Source organism: Paenisporosarcina sp. P5_A11 (genome assembly GCF_056400705.1).
In genome coordinates, this window is sequence record NZ_JBFUKT010000001.1 from 72,992 (window position 1) to 91,356 (window position 18,365).

Annotated in this window: 20 protein-coding genes; 9 read left to right on the forward strand and 11 right to left on the reverse strand. The window is 37.0% G+C overall.

What is annotated here, in order from left to right:
* Positions 1–28: 28 nt before the first annotated feature.
* From AC1DOS_RS00385 to AC1DOS_RS00395, 3 genes are all read right to left on the reverse strand, one after another.
* Positions 29–805: a 3D domain-containing protein gene (locus AC1DOS_RS00385; RefSeq protein ID WP_477535966.1), complete on the reverse strand. Its 777-nt coding sequence runs from the start codon at positions 803–805 to the stop codon at positions 29–31.
* Between the two features lie 261 nt (positions 806–1,066).
* Entirely contained in the window at positions 1,067–1,921 is an 855-nt protein-coding gene (locus tag AC1DOS_RS00390) for an STAS domain-containing protein (protein ID WP_477535967.1), read from the reverse strand.
* 91 nt (positions 1,922–2,012) lie between these two features.
* Positions 2,013–2,432 (reverse strand): DUF4181 domain-containing protein, encoded by a 420-nt coding sequence (locus AC1DOS_RS00395; RefSeq protein ID WP_477535968.1) that lies wholly within the window; start codon positions 2,430–2,432, stop codon positions 2,013–2,015.
* Between the two features lie 132 nt (positions 2,433–2,564).
* Here AC1DOS_RS00395 and AC1DOS_RS00400 point away from each other — a divergent pair, with 132 nt between their 5' ends.
* Together AC1DOS_RS00400 and AC1DOS_RS00405 are read left to right on the forward strand one after the other, a co-directional pair.
* On the forward strand, positions 2,565–3,002 hold the full coding sequence (locus AC1DOS_RS00400; protein ID WP_477535969.1) for an OsmC family protein: 438 nt from the start codon (positions 2,565–2,567) through the stop codon (positions 3,000–3,002).
* Between the two features lie 19 nt (positions 3,003–3,021).
* A complete protein-coding gene (locus AC1DOS_RS00405) occupies positions 3,022–3,813 on the forward strand; it encodes an SDR family oxidoreductase (protein WP_477535970.1) in 792 nt (263 codons plus the stop codon).
* A gap of 153 nt (positions 3,814–3,966) precedes the next feature.
* On the opposite strand, the gene AC1DOS_RS00410 is transcribed toward AC1DOS_RS00405, so the two are convergent.
* The 4 genes from AC1DOS_RS00410 to AC1DOS_RS00425 all read right to left on the reverse strand — a co-directional run bounded on the left by AC1DOS_RS00410 (position 3,967) and on the right by AC1DOS_RS00425 (position 7,893).
* Positions 3,967–5,025 carry a two-component system sensor histidine kinase NtrB gene (locus AC1DOS_RS00410; RefSeq protein ID WP_108585625.1) on the reverse strand — a complete coding sequence of 353 codons (1,059 nt, stop codon included), beginning with the start codon at positions 5,023–5,025 and terminating at the stop codon, positions 3,967–3,969.
* Between the two features lie 285 nt (positions 5,026–5,310).
* Positions 5,311–6,387, reverse strand: coding sequence for an ATP-binding protein (locus tag AC1DOS_RS00415; protein ID WP_477535971.1), 1,077 nt, complete (start codon positions 6,385–6,387; stop codon positions 5,311–5,313).
* 335 nt (positions 6,388–6,722) lie between these two features.
* Positions 6,723–7,226: a GNAT family N-acetyltransferase gene (locus tag AC1DOS_RS00420; RefSeq protein WP_477535972.1), complete on the reverse strand. Its 504-nt coding sequence runs from the start codon at positions 7,224–7,226 to the stop codon at positions 6,723–6,725.
* A 148-nt stretch (positions 7,227–7,374) separates the two neighbouring features.
* Complete coding sequence (locus AC1DOS_RS00425) at positions 7,375–7,893, reverse strand: TraR/DksA C4-type zinc finger protein (RefSeq protein ID WP_108585628.1); 519 nt, start codon at positions 7,891–7,893, stop codon at positions 7,375–7,377.
* A gap of 125 nt (positions 7,894–8,018) precedes the next feature.
* Here AC1DOS_RS00425 and AC1DOS_RS00430 point away from each other — a divergent pair, with 125 nt between their 5' ends.
* From AC1DOS_RS00430 to AC1DOS_RS00440, 3 genes are read left to right on the forward strand one after another with little or no spacing between them, the layout of a single operon-like run.
* The gene (locus tag AC1DOS_RS00430) at positions 8,019–9,197 is read left to right on the forward strand and encodes a YbfB/YjiJ family MFS transporter (protein WP_477535973.1); all 1,179 of its coding nucleotides are present in this window, start codon (positions 8,019–8,021) and stop codon (positions 9,195–9,197) included.
* The gene (locus AC1DOS_RS00435) at positions 9,184–9,555 is read left to right on the forward strand and encodes a VOC family protein (protein WP_477535974.1); all 372 of its coding nucleotides are present in this window, start codon (positions 9,184–9,186) and stop codon (positions 9,553–9,555) included. Before AC1DOS_RS00430 ends, AC1DOS_RS00435 begins: the two co-directional genes overlap by 14 nt.
* 15 nt (positions 9,556–9,570) lie before the next feature.
* Positions 9,571–9,777, forward strand: a complete 207-nt coding sequence (locus tag AC1DOS_RS00440) for a tautomerase family protein (protein WP_108585631.1) — start codon at positions 9,571–9,573, stop codon at positions 9,775–9,777.
* An 85-nt stretch (positions 9,778–9,862) separates the two neighbouring features.
* On the opposite strand, the gene AC1DOS_RS00445 is transcribed toward AC1DOS_RS00440, so the two are convergent.
* Positions 9,863–10,360: an N-acetyltransferase family protein gene (locus AC1DOS_RS00445; RefSeq protein ID WP_477535975.1), complete on the reverse strand. Its 498-nt coding sequence runs from the start codon at positions 10,358–10,360 to the stop codon at positions 9,863–9,865.
* Positions 10,361–10,448: 88 nt separating this feature from the next.
* Here AC1DOS_RS00445 and AC1DOS_RS00450 point away from each other — a divergent pair, with 88 nt between their 5' ends.
* Entirely contained in the window at positions 10,449–10,895 is a 447-nt protein-coding gene (locus AC1DOS_RS00450; protein ID WP_477535976.1) for a MarR family winged helix-turn-helix transcriptional regulator, read from the forward strand.
* 70 nt (positions 10,896–10,965) lie between these two features.
* Complete coding sequence (locus AC1DOS_RS00455; protein WP_477535977.1) at positions 10,966–12,279, forward strand: NAD(P)-binding domain-containing protein; 1,314 nt, start codon at positions 10,966–10,968, stop codon at positions 12,277–12,279.
* Positions 12,280–12,391: 112 nt separating this feature from the next.
* Here the strand turns inward: AC1DOS_RS00455 and AC1DOS_RS00460 are convergent, their stop codons facing one another.
* Positions 12,392–12,883: a DinB family protein gene (locus AC1DOS_RS00460; protein ID WP_477535978.1), complete on the reverse strand. Its 492-nt coding sequence runs from the start codon at positions 12,881–12,883 to the stop codon at positions 12,392–12,394.
* Positions 12,884–13,033: 150 nt separating this feature from the next.
* Between AC1DOS_RS00460 and asnB the strand changes: the two genes are divergently transcribed.
* Entirely contained in the window at positions 13,034–14,881 is a 1,848-nt protein-coding gene (gene asnB, locus AC1DOS_RS00465; protein ID WP_477535979.1) for an asparagine synthase (glutamine-hydrolyzing), read from the forward strand.
* 270 nt (positions 14,882–15,151) lie between these two features.
* On the forward strand, positions 15,152–16,402 hold the full coding sequence (locus tag AC1DOS_RS00470) for an erythromycin esterase family protein (RefSeq protein ID WP_477535980.1): 1,251 nt from the start codon (positions 15,152–15,154) through the stop codon (positions 16,400–16,402).
* Positions 16,403–16,513: 111 nt separating this feature from the next.
* Here the strand turns inward: AC1DOS_RS00470 and AC1DOS_RS00475 are convergent, their stop codons facing one another.
* Positions 16,514–17,185, reverse strand: coding sequence for a YqjF family protein (locus tag AC1DOS_RS00475; RefSeq protein WP_477535981.1), 672 nt, complete (start codon positions 17,183–17,185; stop codon positions 16,514–16,516).
* A gap of 267 nt (positions 17,186–17,452) precedes the next feature.
* The gene (locus AC1DOS_RS00480) at positions 17,453–18,217 is read right to left on the reverse strand and encodes a MerR family transcriptional regulator (protein ID WP_477535982.1); all 765 of its coding nucleotides are present in this window, start codon (positions 18,215–18,217) and stop codon (positions 17,453–17,455) included.
* Between the last annotated feature and the right edge of the window lie 148 nt (positions 18,218–18,365).

Genomic DNA, 18,365 nt, shown 5'->3' on the forward strand with positions numbered 1-18,365 from the left:
AGCCGGTTGCTCCTCTTTTTACAATGTATTAATCTAAAATTTTGATTGTAACTGTTTTACGACCCCAGTTTAAAGCGTCTTGCTTATTTTCCATGAATAAATCTATAATTTTACCTTTAATGGCTCCGCCAGTATCTCCGGCGATTGCTTCACCATAACCTTCAACCCATACGCGTGATCCAAGTGGAATCACTGATGGATCAACTGCAATTACTTTTTGATTCGGATTTGAACGTAAGTCAATTCCTGTTGCCGTTGTACCTGAGCAACCTGGGCAATATGCGGTGTAAGCTGTTGCGGTAACTGTCATTTCTGTACCTTTATTTGAAGAAGGAGCTTTAGCTACTACTGGAGCAGAAGCTGCTTTTTCAGCTGGTGCAGAGGTTGGTGCCGAAACAGGAGCAGTTGCTTTTTGAACCGTTTTATTGGTTGAAGTAGCACCACCTGTATCTTGCAATACAAATTTCTCACCTGGGAAAATTAAATCACTGGAAATATTGTTCCACTTCATTAAATCATTCACTGAAATGTTGTGTTTAGTTGCAATTTTATAAAGTGAATCACCTTTCACAACAACATATGTTGCTACTTTGTCTTCCACTTTAAGATCTTGAGATGGATATATAAGAGAAGAATCTAGGTCGTTCCATGCATATAATTCATCAACACTAACATTATTATCTTGTGATATAGACCATAATGTGTCTCCTGATTCTACCGTATGAACGTTAGATGCAGATGCTTGACCTGCCACCCCTACTGATAGTACTGCAATTGCAGTTAGTGCAACGATCTTCTTTTTCATAATATGAATTTCCTCCTTTTCACTAACGACCATCATCATAACACCTGCAGATGTCAGACCTATTGCACAGTCGTGTGTAAGTGTTATCAATTACATTACAGAAGTCGACTATCTGTCACACATGTAATATATATATTAATAGCCAATTTACGATAATAATATACACTTCTTACTAAATTGATAGTGACACTTCGATAAATCATGAGAGAAGGAAAACAAAAAAACACCCTTCATATGTGAAAGGTGTTTCTACTACTTTCATTATTCACGTACTAACACAAAACCAATTACATGGAGTGCCCTCTCTAAGTTAGACTCTATGGTGATGTCTTTTAAATCGGCATGTACTTGTAGAGCATTCATGGCCATATGAGGTTGGAAGCCTGTCAAAATCGGCTTAACTCCAATAACTTCTAATATCTTTACAAGTTTTAGAAGAGCTCCACTCACTGTAGCATTAATTTGAGTAACTCCAGATAAATCAACAATTAAATAGTCTAAATCGTAATCTTGACTCTTCGCTAAAGCAATCTGAATTATACTTTCTGCACGCTTTGCAGACACATCGCCGATAATCGGTAAAATTGCCACACCCTTCGTTATTGGTACCAATGGTGCAGTTAATGTATGAATATGTTGATTCGCTTTATCCAGTTCTAGTACATATGTAAGTATAGAAGACATCGTTTCAAATATTTCTATATGCTGGGGAGAAAACGTTATGTTTTTCGTATCTAACCCGCAAATCGTTCCGTAGTTATCACCATTTTCATAATAAATAGGAATACCAATGAACGATCCTCCTCCTAAATTTGCTGTTACTTGAAGAGATTGAGATTGTTCGAACTGATTTATATCTTCAATTACTAATATTTCTCGGCCATGGTCTACACTCAATTTACAAAATGTCTCTTTAAACGGTAATTCTTCACCTTCATTAACAAGAGCATTCTTTGTATTCACAGCTTTAACAATACGATTGGTATTCTTATCGTTTTTAGCAATGAATAACGTATTCATTTCGACGATTTCACTCATCAAGTGTAAAATACTTTCAGCTGCTTCATCGAAGTTTTTGAAGATTTTACCTTTCAAATCTAACGTGCGTTCATTCATGTGTTTACACATCCCTTTACACCAATACTATGTAAACTTAGTGTACCACCTCTACTAACCAACGCATAATTATGAGATAAACTAACAATTTTTAAAATCCTATCAATAAATCAAGCCAATTCGTAAATGCCGCTATTAGCACAAATATAATAATAATAATAAGAGAAGCATATAGATGAATAATATATTCACGCTGTTCCTTCTGATATATCCATTCGATTAAAGCTCGAAATAACTCAATAATCAAGAATAAGAAAGCAACGCCTAAGCCTATCCATCGTGTTTCTGATAATTCATTGGCGACAAAGAACATACTTGCTATATATGCAATGATTAATATAGTCTCTCCCCACATTTGAACCTTATTTACATAGCGAGGTCGATTCTTATCTCGTTTACCAATATTGAATTTTTTGCGTAACACCTTTTCACCCACTACAAAAATCATCACTATAATCAGTATGAAAACGATCCCTTTAATAAAAAACATTTTTTCACATCCCCTTTTCATATCTGTTCTATAGAGTTTCTATATTTACTTTACTGAAAATCTTGCCAGAAAGTTTCAAATTCTGAATCTTCATTACAATATTATTTCGCATAATCAATTACACTAGAATATAGACATACAAGGAGGAGTTAGATGGCACTTCATTCTTTTCATTTAACCGCAAATTGGCCAGGCCTTCGTAATGATGTAGGAACTATTGTAACCGCAAACTTACATACTAAGATTTCTATCCCTCCGGAAATGGATGGACCTGGTATTGGAACGAATCCGGATGAAATGTTACTTGGCGCCGCCGCAACCTGTTATATTATTACGCTCGCAGCGATGCTAGAACGTAGCAAAATTAATAAGAACAGTTTAACGATGACGTCAGAAGGAATTGTTGATATTAGTAATGGCATTATCACCTACAAAAAAATCATTCATCGTCCTCACCTTATCTTACAATCGGAAAAGGATTTGGCATTAGCACAAAAACTAGCAAGAAAAGCAGAAAGCTCATGCATGATTAGCCGGGCACTCAAAGGTAATGTTGAAATTGAATTAGCAGGGAATATTGAAGTTAATTAAGTTTATTAGGAGGGATTCAATGGATTTACATCTAACAGATAAAATCGTTTTAGTAACTGCATCAAGTAAAGGGCTAGGAAAAGCTACAGCTCTTGAGTTTGCAAAAGAAGGAGCTACCGTCCTTTTATCCAGTCGTACTGAAGAAACACTTGCTCTGACAGTTGAGGAAATTAAGGACCTGACAAATAACCCGAATGTCCATTATAAAACTTGTGACATGTCTTCTGCCCAAGAATTGAACGCTCTTTTTAAATGGGTAATTGAAGAGTTTGGTGGTGTGGATGTATTAATTAATAATACAGGAGGACCAACTGCAGGTGGATTTAAAGACTTAGCAGATGAAGACTGGATGACTGCTTTTGAGAAAAATTTACTAAGTTATATCCGGACGACTCGTTCTGTATTACCATACATGCAAGCAAACGATTTTGGTCGAATTATTAATATCTCTTCTTCTTCAACGAAAGAAGTAATTGATGGATTAATTCTTTCTAATACGTTTAGATCCGGAATGGTGGGACTGACGAAGAGCTTAGCACGCGAATATGGCAAGCATAATATCTTAGTGAATACGATTGGTCCTGGTCGTATAGCAACAGACCGTGTAGCCGAACTCGATCAATTGACAGCAGATCGACAAGGTACCTCTATTGAAGACGTCATAAAAACTAACAAGAATCTTATTCCAATTGGACGCTATGGGGAACCAGAAGAGTTTGCCAAAGCAGTCGTATTTTTGGCTTCTCCTGCAAATACGTATATGACTGGGCAATCACTAATCATTGATGGCGGTATGTTAAAAGCCTTATAACTCTTCTGCACTAGTCTTTCAAAGATTAGTGCTTTTTTTATCGCTGTTGTAAGGTGTTATTCCGTAAATCAAAAAATGCCCTTTTCATGCAATCTGAATGGGCATTCTTACTTATCCAGTTTGGTAAAAGAATACTACATAACTACCATCAGGCTACAGCGGTAATCGAACAATAAAAGTTGTCCCAATTCCGAGCTCACTTTGAACTTGTATCGTTCCACCATACTCATGTATGGTCGAAAATACTTGAGCGAGACCTAGACCCGTACCTTCACCTTTACTTGAATAGAAAGGAGTGCCTAAAAAACATATTTTATCTTTTGGAATTCCAACACCATTATCCATAATCTTCACGTAAATACAGTCACCCTGAAAATAATGTTCGATTCTAATCTTCCCTTTTTCAGGCATAGCTTCTAGTGCATTCTTTATTAAATTAAAAAATGCTTTTAAAAATAAATTTTTCTTCCCGATTATCATTTGATCTGAATTACGTAAATCCATTTCAATTTCAGTGTTATACATCTTATCTTGAAATAAAAAGATAAGGGATGTCAGTTCTTTGCACAAGTCAATTTTAGTTATTGGCTCTGAGTACAGATTTGGTTTTGAAACCTGTAACAAATTTTGGAGTGTATCAATCGCCTTTTCGAGTTCTGATTCCATTGCTTGTAAATACGGATGAGGATTAGTCTCTTTTATTAGTTGTAAAAATCCCTTTACAGAAGTCAATGGGTTCTTGACTTCATGTGCGATCCCAACTGCCATTTGTCCAATAGATGCTAATTTTTCTCGTTCAATTAACTGTTTTTCAGCATCTTTACGTTTGGTAATATCTCTTAGGCCCGTTTGAATGACTTTTCGGCCCCCAAACTCAACAGGATGACAATAAAATTCCACATCCACAAATGTCCCATCCAATCGTGTAATTGTTTGTTCGATCACCTCAATTGGACCTGTAGCTAACATTGCTTTTTGAATGCGTTCAACTATTATTGATTTAAACTCGTCTTGAATAATACTTAATAGATTTGCACCAATGATGTCTTTTTTTGATCCTTTTAGAAAATTCGAACCCGCTTGATTAATATATAAAATTTTATGATCCACATGAATAAAAACCGTCTCAACAGAGTATTCCAATATCTGACTATACATCTTTTGATTTTGAAGCATGTCTTTGGATTGAACTGACTCTATCATTTGATTCATAATTTGGCTCCTTTCAATACGAAGTAAGATTTTACATAAAGAAAAAACCGCTCTAGCATTAGAACGGCCGTTGGACTGGTATTAACGTGAATCTGTCCCTACACGAAGGAAACAGATTTGTATTATGCCCAAACTAAGTGAACGGCCTCTTTTTATCAATAAATTACTTCTTCATCAGGAATAGCAAATACTGATATGCTTCCACAAAATGGAGTTTACGATTTATCTATTCTTCGAGTTTATCCACACTTTTTGTAAATTTACAAATATACCAAAACTTGCTTCTTACATACCACCAGGATTTTGAGGTAATTTCAAATGGAAGGTTGTACCTTGATTCACTACACTGTTAACAGCAATTTGTCCGTTATGATTATTAATAGTGGTGAAAACTTGAGTTAAGCCTAATCCAGTTCCATCAGTTTTACTTGAAAAAAACGGAGTTCCAAGTAAATTCATTTTCTCTTTAGGAATACCAACTCCTGTATCGCTAATTTTCACATGAACATAGTCATCTTGAAAATAATGTTCAATCCGTAGTGTCCCTTTGAACGGCATTGCTTCAATAGCATTTTTCATTAAATTAAAAAACGCTTTTAAATATAAATTCTTTTTCCCAAAGATATGTTTATCACAGTCTCGAACATCCATTTTTATTTCTATGTTGTATAACTTTTCCTGAAATAATAACATGAGAGAGTTCAGTTCTTTACATAGATCAATTTGAATAATTGGTTCTTCATGAAGATTTGGTTTAGATACTTGAAGCAAGTTTTGCAATGTATCAATTGCTTTTTCTAATTCATTTTCCATTGTAGATAAATAAGGATGTGAATTGCTTTCCTTTAATAATTGCAAAAATCCTTTTACTGAAGTAAGTGGGTTTTTCACTTCATGTGCAATCCCTGCAGCAATTTGTCCGATAGATGCTAACTTTTGACGATCTTGTAACATTTTTTCTGTTTCTTTCCGAACCGTAATATCTCGCAAAACGGATTGAATGGCTTTTTTATTCCCATATTGAACAGGGTGACAATATAGTTCGATATCTACCTGACTGCCGTCGAACCGTATAATGCTTTGTTCAATTAATTGAGTGGCTCCTTTTTTTCCATCCATTCCTTGTTTAATTCTTTCACGAATCATGGCTTTCTCTTCCACATTAAAAATAGATAAAACGTTACCGCCTATTATTTCGTCTTTTTTCCCCTTTAAAAAGTCTGCGCCTGCTTGGTTAATATAGAGAATCTTGTGATCTAAATGAATGATAATCGTTTCGACAGAATATTCAATTATTTGTCTATACATAGCTTCACTATTAACAATTTCTTTTGATTCCATAGATTCTAACACTTGATTCATAAATCCGCTCCATTCTATCGAACTGGACAAACATGTGAAGGATCTCAAAAAATCGTATAAAACCGATTATTATCGCAATTAAATAATTGACTAATCCGAATTTTCTTGTAATTATCATTGTAACTGATTAACTCTAGATTGAAAACATATTTTTACCATTTTTAGAATGATTTCTGATGAATTTTTTCTTTTTAAATTGGTAATATTAATAATAAATAGACTTTTTAATAATATTATATCATTATCAAGGTATTTATAACTATGTAACAGGCTTATTGTATTGGGTTAAAAGTAATATTTATATAAAAGAATTAGCTACTAAAATATATTTGAAGTTAATTTAAAGATATCCAAAATCTTCTCTTCATTAGTCCTTCTTCCGTAATAAATAAATCCACTTCTATACCCCMGTTATTTAGAATGACTTTAGCAGAACCGATATTATCCTCGTTACATGTAATTAAAACTTGTTTTATATTGAGCTCTTTGCATATGAAAAGAGCTTCTTTTAATAAATAACTTGCATAACCTTTTTTACGTTCAGACGGTCTGATACTATATCCAATATGGCCGCCTATCGTTCTTAAATACTCATTGAGTTCGTGACGAATATCAATCATACCCACTATTTGATTAAAATTATTTACTAGAAAGTAATGAGAACTTGGTACCCATTGACCTTTACCTTGTACCCGCATGTCTAATGCCTTTAAATACTCTTCATAACTACGAAATCCAGATAAATCCATGCTACTCGGGACCATTCTCTCAAGACCCCACTCCTCCGTATAATTCTCATGTTGTTCTTTCCACTCAAGTGATGGCTCTACTAGTCTCATGTAGAATTCCTCCCAAATTACTCGTTCCTTATCATTAGTAGTTATTTAGATTATAAGGTAAAAAATTTACCATTCACATTAAATTTGTGGGATTTGAAAATTAAATTCAAAAAAAGGAGACTCCCATGGAATCTCCTTTTGCATTTTCTTATTTTTTATAAAAGTTTTTTTGATTCCCTTTAGTTGCATCTTGGGGAGAGTCAGATGAACCAAAATCCTCTACTTCTTCAAAACTATTATTGTAATCCCGAACTCCTCCTTCATTCTTTAGTGGATGGTCAGTAGTAGAGCCAAGTAGTGCTTCTTCAGAGGGTCTACTTTCCGAGTCCACATCAGGATTGGCGTGGTCAATACATGTTTGTGCAAAAGGCAAAGCTTCTAATCGTTCAAACGGAATATCTTCTCCGCAGACTGTACAAACACCGTAAGTTCCATTTTCCATCGCTTGTAAGGCATCTTCTATTTGTTCTACTTCTTCTTCTTTATGATTTTCAATGGCCATTTCTGTATTTTGATCCGTTAAATCGGTAGCATTATCAGCAGGATGGTTATCATAATTAGATAACTCAGTAGTTTCCAAATGGCTTTCATCATGAAGACGGCTCTTTACATCTTTTAATTCTTGAGTTAGTTGGTCTTTTAATTGTAATAATTGTTTCTCATTCATTTGTTGTTCCTCCAATGTTCTTTTCGCTTTCTTATCTATTACCTTTATCACGAAAATCAAACCTTAATTTCAAATTTCGAGTCAAAGGCGTATGATGAAGAAAGAGAATTGAAGGGGGTACCGCCTTGTTAAGAAATCCATATACACTCGTCACCGGTGGCGTTTTCGCGCTTTTTATCGCCATGAGTATTGGGCGTTTTGCTTACACGCCTATCTTACCTTTTATGCAGCAAGAAGCAGGATTTACAACCCGCTTTGCCGGTTTCTTAGCCTCTAGTAATTATGCAGGTTATTTGGTCGGTGCCATTATCGCAAGTATTGTTCCTTTAAAAAGGAATCGTGCTATTTGTTTACGCTTTAGTATAATCATTAGTATTTTATTAACGTTATTGATGGGTCTTACATATAGTCATACTTCATGGATGCTTTGGCGGTTTTTGTCTGGTATTACCAGTGCATTCGTTTTCGTCTTAGCTTCGAGTTTAATTCTTGATCAACTGGCAAAGCAACGAAAACTTGGTTGGGTTGGGGTTATGTATGGTGGGGTTGGTCTTGGGATTTTCATATCCGGATTACTTGTTCCGTTATTAATAGAGAACTTTCACTATGAAGGTGCTTGGATTGGCCTTGCTTGCTTGGCAGGATTATTAAGTATCATCGTATTTCTCACTGTTAAAGAAGATAATACAGCACTTCCCATAACACCATCACCAAAACATGTACAGCCGACCAAGACTCCCAAATGGTTTCCCTGGTTACTGGCATCATATGGACTAGAGGGGTTAGGTTATATCGTCACAGGAACATTCATAGTAGCAATCGCTGAACAGACACCTGCTTTTAGCGGAAATGCCACGAGTGTTTGGGTATTAGTAGGGTTAACAGCCATCCCTTCATGTGTCATTTGGGCATATTTCGGTAGTAAATACGGCTATATGTTGTCATTAATGATTTTATTAGTGATTCAAGCAGTTGGCATAGCCTTACCAGCCATATCTCCTTCTTCTGTAAGTTTTTATGTAAGTGCTATTTTGTTTGGAGCTACCTTTATGGGGGTTACCACACTTGCAACAGCATATGCACGTAACAAAAATCCACATGGAAGTGCACAGGTCATCGCAATTATGACTACCATTTATGCTCTAGGGCAAATGATTGGACCTTCACTTGCAGGAGTTTTAACTGCAGAGACAGAAAGTTATACATGGGCACTTCTAGGCGCAGCTCTTCTTGTATTTATCGGTGCTCTATTTTTATTCCCATTAGTTAATCAAGAAAGGGGAAATCCCAATGATGTTAATTAAACGAATTGATCATATTCAACTAGCTGCACCAATTGGTAGTGAAGACGAAGCTCGTTCATTTTTTCAAGGTGTCCTTTCTTTGGACGAAGTTGAAAAACCACATGAACTAAAGAAAAATGGTGGTGTATGGTTTTCAAATGGACATATTCATATTCATGTAGGAATTGAAGAACCCTTCCTTCCGGCTAAAAAAGCTCATCCAGCTTTCGAAGTATCCGATATCGATGCACTTGCCTCCCATATAATTGAACAAGGCGTATCAATTCAAGAGGATAATAGATTACCGGGAGCTAAACGTTTTTATGTGAACGATCCCTTTGGTAACCGATTGGAATTTCTTGAGTGGTTGGAGAAATAACGAGGAGTGATTGAAATGCCATACGTGAATATTAAAATCACAAATGAAAATGTGACGCCTGAGAAAAAAGCGGAAATTATTCATGGCGTCACGCAGTTGCTCGTAGATGTATTAAATAAAAATCCCGAAACAACCGTTGTCGTAATAGATGAAGTCGAAACTGACAACTGGGGGATCGGTGGTCAATCGGTTACTGCACGTCGTCAAGCAAATAACAAATGAAAAGTTGAACATGTATGTCATACAAGTTATTTGCAATTACTTGTGTGACATTCGTTCAAGCTTACCTACACTCGAATACTAAGACTTAGTTTATTCCTACGTTGGTACTTCTTCTTTCCATTACAATATTGTCTCGCCAAATCCCGTCCATTTTCCCCATTCTTTCATGCGTTCCAACAACTCGAAAGCCACATTTCTTATGAAGGTTGATACTTGCTTCATTTTCAGGAAAAATAACTGCCTTTAATGTCCAAAATCCTTGTTGCTCAGATTCGGCAATGAGCTCATGAAGCAGTTTTCCACCGACACCTTTTCCCTTTGCACATGGGTGCACATAAATACTGACTTCCCCCACACCTGCATAGACAGGACGTACAGATGTAAAGAGTACTTTTGCCCACGCCAACACTTTTCTATCTTCTTCTGCAACCAAATGACATTGTGGATGAGCAGCTTCCATCCATTTCTCATATGTAGGTGCTTGTGTTTCAAATGTAGCATTTTTTGATTTAATACCTTCTTCGTAAATGTCTTTCACTTGTGGCCAATCTGAAGGTGTCATGTGACGAATATTCATTACCATGTTCAAGCTCCGTTCTTTATAAATATTTTTATCAAAGTAGTTGCATTTTGCAATCAACAAGCGTATAACTAGTTTAAAGAGGTGAAACATGGAAAACAAACGTGAGCTTTTTCAAACTTTAACTCGCCGCTTCGGTCTTTTGAATAAAAACTGTTGTACTGCTGAAGGGATAGAAATTTCAAMTGTGCATAGCCATATATTATATGAAATTGAAAAACAACACAGCCCTACGATGCAACAAATTGCAGATACTTTAGCAATTGACGTTACGACTTTTAGCCGCCAAATACAAACCTTAATAAAAATGCAGTTAGTTTCTAAGTCCCCTTCTTTAGATGATAAACGCTTTTTCAACTTATCTTTAACCGCAGAAGGACAAAAATTAGCGCAATCAATTGAAACATCAATGAATGCATATTTAGATGAAATATTTTCCCATATGAATGAATTTGAACAAGAGACCGTGTTACGTTCCATTAAATTATTAAATAGCGCTATGGCGAAATCAAGTGTGTGCTGTACTCCATATCTATAAGCAAGAAAAATCTTGCATTCCCTATCACCGCATACTTGCATTTTACAACTAAAAGAAATGAGGAAGTCCAATGAACGCAAATAAAATGGGTTTTAACATTTTAACGAATTGTTGTGAACCATCTATTTCTACATTGCCAATCGCAATTATTGGAGCAGGCCCCATTGGATTGGCAGCGGCTGCACATTTATCAGCTAAAAATGAAAGGTTCGTCATTTTCGAATCTGGCCATTCCGTAGGTTTTAATATTTTACAATGGAGTCACGTTCGTTTATTCTCATCATGGAATTATAATGTAGATAAAGTAGCAGTAAAGCTTTTAGAGAACAGTGGCTGGAAAGCTCCAGTCATGAAACGATTACCTTTTGGAAAAGAGCTAGTGGAAGATTACTTAATGCCATTAGCCAATTTGCCTGAAATTAAACCCTACATCCAGATGAATTCGAAAGTAGTGGCAATTAGTAAACAAGGGTTAGATAAAATGAAAAATGCTGAACGTGGTGAACAATCATTTATCATATATGTAGAAAGAGATGGTCACACCGAGCGTATTCAAGCAAAGGCAGTGATAGATGCAACCGGAACTCGGGGCCAACCTAATCCTGTGAATGCGGATAATGTATGGACACAACAAGAAAGATCACTTTCATCTCGGATAACGTACGGCATCCCTGACGTTAAAGGAAAGGATCGTTCTACATTTGAACATAAACGCGTGGCAGTAGTTGGCGGTGGTCATTCTGCAATCAATACTATTTTGGAATTAGCCAACCTGGAAGGAACCGAAATCGTCTGGATTCTTCGTAAAAACCGAGTAGATGAAGTATATGGCGGTGAAGCCTTGGATGCACTCCCAGCTAGAGGTCAACTTGGATCGCGGATTCACCAATTAGTTGATAGCGGAAAAATCAACGTCCATACCCCTTTCCTCATACATCAAGTAATCGAAGAGGATGGCACTTTAACCATTCAAGGTTCTTCAAAGCAGAAAGATTCATCAATACAAAATATCGATCAAATTATTGCTAATACAGGGTCTCGTCCTGATTTCAGTTTTTTACGCGAAATTCGTCTGGAAATAGATTCCACAACAGAAAGCGTTTCTGCTTTAGCACCACTCATCGATCCTAACATTCACAGCTGTGGCACTGTGCGACCTCACGGGGAAGCTGAACTTCGCCAACCAGAAAAAAACTTTTATGTAGTGGGTATGAAGAGTTATGGACGTGCACCTACCTTTTTAATGGCAACAGGCTATGAACAAGTCCGATCAATCGTCGCCCATTTAACTGGTGATCAAGAAGCTGCCACGCGAGTAGAATTAGATTTACCTGAAACGGGTGTTTGTAGTTCTACTATCCTTGGGAAAAGTAGCTGTTGTTAATCAAGCTTAAGGCACGTTACTTGGATATCCAAGTAGCCGTGCCTTTTATATTTATCCGTACCCGCATATGAATTTAATAGAACCAGGAATAGCCTCACCTTATGAGAGAGAGCTACTTTTTTAGTTCTTCTAAAGTTGTGAGGCCTTTACCAATCAAATTCGCAGATACGGGTTGTTTCCCTATTTCCCTAGACCAAACGGATAACTGTCCTACATGATGAATTTCGTGAGCAATGGTATGCCTCATCACTTCTCCCCACGTGAGTGTTTCAATGCTTCCATCTTGTCTAGTTTCTTGCAAAAGCTTATTTTCCAATCCACTTTCCCAAGAACCTACAAACTCCTGGACTTCTTTTTTAAAGAGTTCATCTAATTCTTTCACCTTCTCTAAACTCTTATATCCATCAAAACTCTCCTGAAAATCGGGTTTACCTTTTAAAACACGAATCCAACTCCACTCCACATCAATAATATGAAATAGCGTATGTAAAATCCCACCAACTCCTCCCGTCCTAACCTTAAGAAGTTCTTCCAACGGTACATCTTCACACCACTTATACCAGTCTTCTCTTACCATCCAGTTATAGGTAAACAAAGTTTTCATGCTTACTCCTCCTTAATAACATCATTCTCTATGTACAATTGATTCGACTTCCTTGTGATGAACTCCTACCGTATGAGCAATATTAATTTTTTTGCATAGGCTAGAAAGATGCAACTTGATGATGTTTTAAGCAAGAAGGGATGATGATTAATGTGTGGTATTACAGGATGGGTTCATTTCAATCGCGACTTACAAACGCAAGTACTAGTCGTTGAAAAAATGACGAAGACACTGTCTAAGCGAGGTCCTGATGATGACAATGTGTGGATAGAAAGACATGTGCTTTTTGGTCATCGACGATTAACAGTTGTTGATCCTATCGGTGGTAAACAGCCAATGACAAAAATACATCAAGACAATCGCTATACCCTTTGTTACAACGGCGAATTATATAATACGGAAGATCTTCGGAAAGAGTTATTGCAAAGAGGCTATACCTTTTCTGGACACTCCGATACAGAAGTATTACTGACTTCTTATATTGAATGGAAAGAGCAGTGCGTGGAGTATTTTAATGGGATTTTCGCCTTTGCCATTTGGGATGATAAAGAACAAAAAGTTTTTATTGCGCGCGACCGGCTAGGAGTAAAACCGTTATTCTATAGTGAAAATAATGGTGGCTTAATTTTCGGTTCAGAAATAAAAGCGTTACTTGCGCACCCTGATATAAAATCACAATTGTCTAGGGAAGGATTGGCTGAAGTATTAGCCGTTGGTCCATCTAGAAAGCCAGGTTCAGGGGTATTCCACGGAGTCAATGAATTACGCCCTGCTCATGCAATGTCTGTATCACGGCTAGGTCTTCGAATTTGGCGTTACTGGAACGTTAAAAGTGAAGTCCACACGGATTCTCTCGATGAGACGGCTGAGAAAGTGCGATTCCTCGTAACAGATGCAGTCGAGCGGCAACTCGTTTCAGACGTTCCTTTATGTACGTTTTTATCGGGTGGAGTTGATTCAAGTGCCATTACTGCTATCGCAGCTAACCGTTATAAGCAAGAAGGAAAAGGTCCACTTCATACGTATTCTATCGACTACGAAGACAATGACAAGTTTTTTAAAGCAAATGATTTTCAGCCCAATGCAGACGGACCATGGATCGGGAAAGTGGTCAATGCTTTTCAAACCATACATCATTCTTCGATTATTACACAGGATCAACTAATCGATTATTTAACAGAAGCCGTTCATGTGCGAGATTTACCAGGAATGGCGGATGTGGACTCTTCCTTGCTCTGGTTTTGTCGAGAAATAAAACAAGATTTCACAGTCGGGTTATCTGGTGAATGTGCGGATGAAATTTTTGGAGGTTACCCTTGGTTTCACAATACCAATGATTTAAACGGAACAGGTTTTCCATGGATGCGTTCAACAACCGAACGTGCCTCGTTATTAAAAGAGCATTGGCGCCAAAAACTTAAACTCGAAGAATATGCCCGACAAGCTTATGAAGAGACCATCTCTGAAACTCCACGACTATATGGAGAGACAGCTATCGAGGCAAAACGAAGAGAAATGTTTTATTTAAATATCGTGTGGTTCATGACTACGCTACTCGATCGCAAAGATCGCATGAGTATGGGGGCTAGCTTAGAAGTACGTGTACCATTTGCAGATCATCGACTCGTTGAATATGCTTGGAATATCCCATGGGAAATTAAAATGGTTGGAAATCGAGAAAAAGGTATTTTGCGTAAAGCATTAGAAGGTCTATTACCTGACGATGTCCTTTACCGAAAAAAGAGCCCATATCCAAAAACGCATAACCCTTACTACACAGACAAGGTTCAATTGTGGCTGAAAGAAATTCTAACAGATAAAAATTCCATTCTTCACGAATTATTTGATCGCAACCGTCTAAACGAACTTGTTGAATCTAAAGGTACAGCATTTAAAGTTCCTTGGTTTGGCCAATTAATGTCTGGACCTCAGTTACTAGCCCATCTAGCACAAATGCATGTGTGGTTTGAAGATACACATATTCAAATAATTGATTAATAAAGAATTGGTCCAGAGTCAAAACTTTGGATCAATTCTTTTTATTATTCGAAACAGAGTAAACTTGAAATGAATGAAAAAGCACCACTTAACTCAAACTTATACGAAAAGTGAAAAGTGCCATTCTAGCTCGACTCCGACGGTGGAAGAAACGAATCGAAAACCTGTTTTCGCATGAGTTTCTGAAGCGGAGGTGCGAGCTGGCACTTGGAGCTAGACATCACGAAAGCGAAAGTAATTAAAGCCAGACATTGAAAAGGAGTGTTTTAATTGAAATCTCTTAAAGAATCCATAAAGAAACATGCTATATCTTTCGAAACAACTGAAGATTTAGAACCAATTATTGAAGCAATTGGTGACGCAAAGATCGTTCTCCTAGGTGAAGCTAGTCACGGCACTTCCGAGTTTTATACGGTAAGAGCAGAACTATCAAAAAGGCTTATTGAGGAAAAAGGATTTACACTAATCGCCGTGGAAGGAGATTGGCCTTCCACCCAGCAAATTAATAGATATATAAAAGGTTATACCGAGGAGGAGAAAGACGTCCGTGGTGTGTTGAAGTCATTCAATCGATGGCCAACTTGGATGTGGGCCAATGAAGAAATTGCTGAATTTGTTTCATGGTTGAAGGTGCACAATGAACAAAAAGAAGCGTCGCTGAAAGTAGGTTTCTATGGAATTGATGTATACAGTTTGTGGGAATCTATTAATGAAGTAATTACATACTTAAGCAAGACAAAACCAGATAGCATGGAGTTGGAACTGGCAAAAAAAGCATTCTCTTGTTTTGAACCATATAACCGACATCCTGAAAGCTATGCAATGTCCTCCGTTAATCTCTCACAAGCATGTGTAGATGAGGTTTCAAAGCTCTTAACTTCCATTCGATCTCACGAAGAAAACTACAAAGATCCACAGGAATTGGACTTGAATCTTAAAATCAATGCGATGGTTGTCCAAAATGCTGAAGAATATTATCGTGCAATGGTTCAAAGTGATGATTTGTCCTGGAATGTTCGGGATGAGCATATGGTTGAGGCGATCAACGAAATCTTGGATTACCATGGTAATGACGCGAAAATTATCATTTGGGAACATAACACACACATTGGAGACGCATCTGCAACAGACATGGAAGCGGCAGGCATGATTAATGTTGGGCAAATCCTTCGTCAACAGAATAGAAAGGAAAATGTCTACGCTGTGGGATTTGGAACCAATAGAGGGACGGTCATCGCTGCTGATGAATGGGGAATTGCATATAAACAAATTGATGTGCCTCCAGCCATGAAAGACTCTTGGGAAGCTGCACTGCATAATACAGGTGCAATTAATAAACTGTTAATCTTTAATGAAGAAAATCGACATTTGTTTAATAATTGGATTGGCCATAGAGCAATTGGCGTGGTGTACAATCCCGAATACGAAGCATATGGCAATTACGTCCCTTCAAAAATCGGAAGTCGTTATGATGCCTTTATCTACATGGATCAGACGAAAGCTCTTACTCCTCTTGACTAGAACTTCATAGTGATTTTATGTGTCTATGCGCGGATTTTTGTCGTCTATTCGCGCATTCTTGTCGTCTATTCGCGATTCCCCAAATTCTCAACACGGTTCAAGAAAAACCTTTTAATATTCCCTCACAGGCGCGAAAAATCGCGCTTTTTTCATTTTGGAATAATGAGCGACTGGACTATCTTCTTGAAAATCCCTCTGCAAAAACGACAACTTCGATTTATCATGAATTCTTCCGCTTACATGTTGCAACACCCAAGGCGAATGATAGGTATCTATTCTAAATAAATGATGTTGCGTTTTGGCCCATAAGTGATAACGCTCCGTTAGCCATTGTTCAAAATGATTACTTTCAATTGGTTTGGAAACCACTTCAAATGTAGTAATAAACATTTCAGATATACTATATGTGAATATTTTCTTATGTCGTTTTAATCTCACATTCGCATATCGGTAAGGCAAAAAGTTACCAAGAGTCGTCAACTTAACAATCAAAGAATTACTGGCTTCTAAACTAAAGGCATGAATACCTCTTCTTCCCTTGTATGTAACATACGTTCGAATATTTAATTCTAAAAAAGAACTCACCCCAGGTATAGGAGGGATAAACCTAGGTCGATTCCCTTTTACCTTAAAAAACACAAAACCGATCCATGCCATGTTGTTATATAAATCGAGTTCCAGTTCTTTAGGTATGTGATTCCTCAGCAATTCTGTAGGAACAGGCCAATGAAGAAATAATACGTCATGCCATTCCTGAGTCATTAACCACGGCTTTCTTATCATAAATTCTCTCCTCTCTGTAAGGTCTAGATACTTATTGTTTCCTACATATGGGTTATTCAAACGGATAAATCATATCCAGGGATGTCTCGATTTCAAATGATTTTATAGAGGGAAATTTCCTATTTAATGCATTTCAGACGTGAGATGCTATTTTTCAGACGTCAAGCCAAAAAAGTCAGACGTCAACATCGATTTTTCAGACGTGACCCTTAATTTTTCAGACGTCAAAAACGTGTATCGATGTTTTAGTCATCGATACACGTTTTTTTATTTGCGCAACCCAGTGTAGACATGGATAGCATCTTTAAGAAATTCAGCGGTACCTGGAACTTCTTTATCGTAATACATGGTAAATCGTTCATCATCTACGTACATTTGTGCAAGATTTTCGTGCGCTTCTTTGCTATATTCATTCCAAAAATACATAAGCCATTGTTTATGCAGATCTGCTGCTCTTTGCGCAAGGTCGCTTGATGGATCTCCTGTTTTAAATGCTTCAGCTAAAGTCGTCTGTACTTCTTCGGAAAGTCGCTTCACTTCATCGTGTTGTGATTGCGTCATGTTTTTTACTTTTGCATTGGATTTATTGACGGTTTCATCACCATACTTCTCGCGAATCTCTTTTCCGTAAGTCTTTTCATTTTGATCAATCATTTTTTGTTTAAATCCTTCAAACTTTTCATTGTCTGTCATTTCTATTTCCCCTCCCTTCGATGAAATTGTTTTTTCGACATTGGCAATTAATAAATCTAACTGGGCTCGCTTATCAAGGAGTTGCGAACGGTGATCCGCTAAGGCTTTTGCTTCATCAAAAGTTGGTGACGTCACAATTTGATTAATCGTCTCTAATTTAATTCCAAGTTCTTTATAAAACATGATTTGCTGCAGTAAATTAACTTCTTTCTCACCATAAATCCGATATCCTGATGAATTGATTCTCGCCGGCTTGAGCATGCCAATTTCATCATAATAACGCAACGTCCGGGTACTGATACCTGCCATCTTCCCAAGCTTTTGCACCGTATATTCCATACTTCACCTCCCGATAAGTTAATCGTACACCTTCACGTTACGTCAAAGTCAAACAGTTTTAAAATAATTATCGTGGGTATACAGACTTTTTAGCTCTCCCTTGTGACAATGATTATGTTTGACATCCTCTAAGAATGTATTTATATTA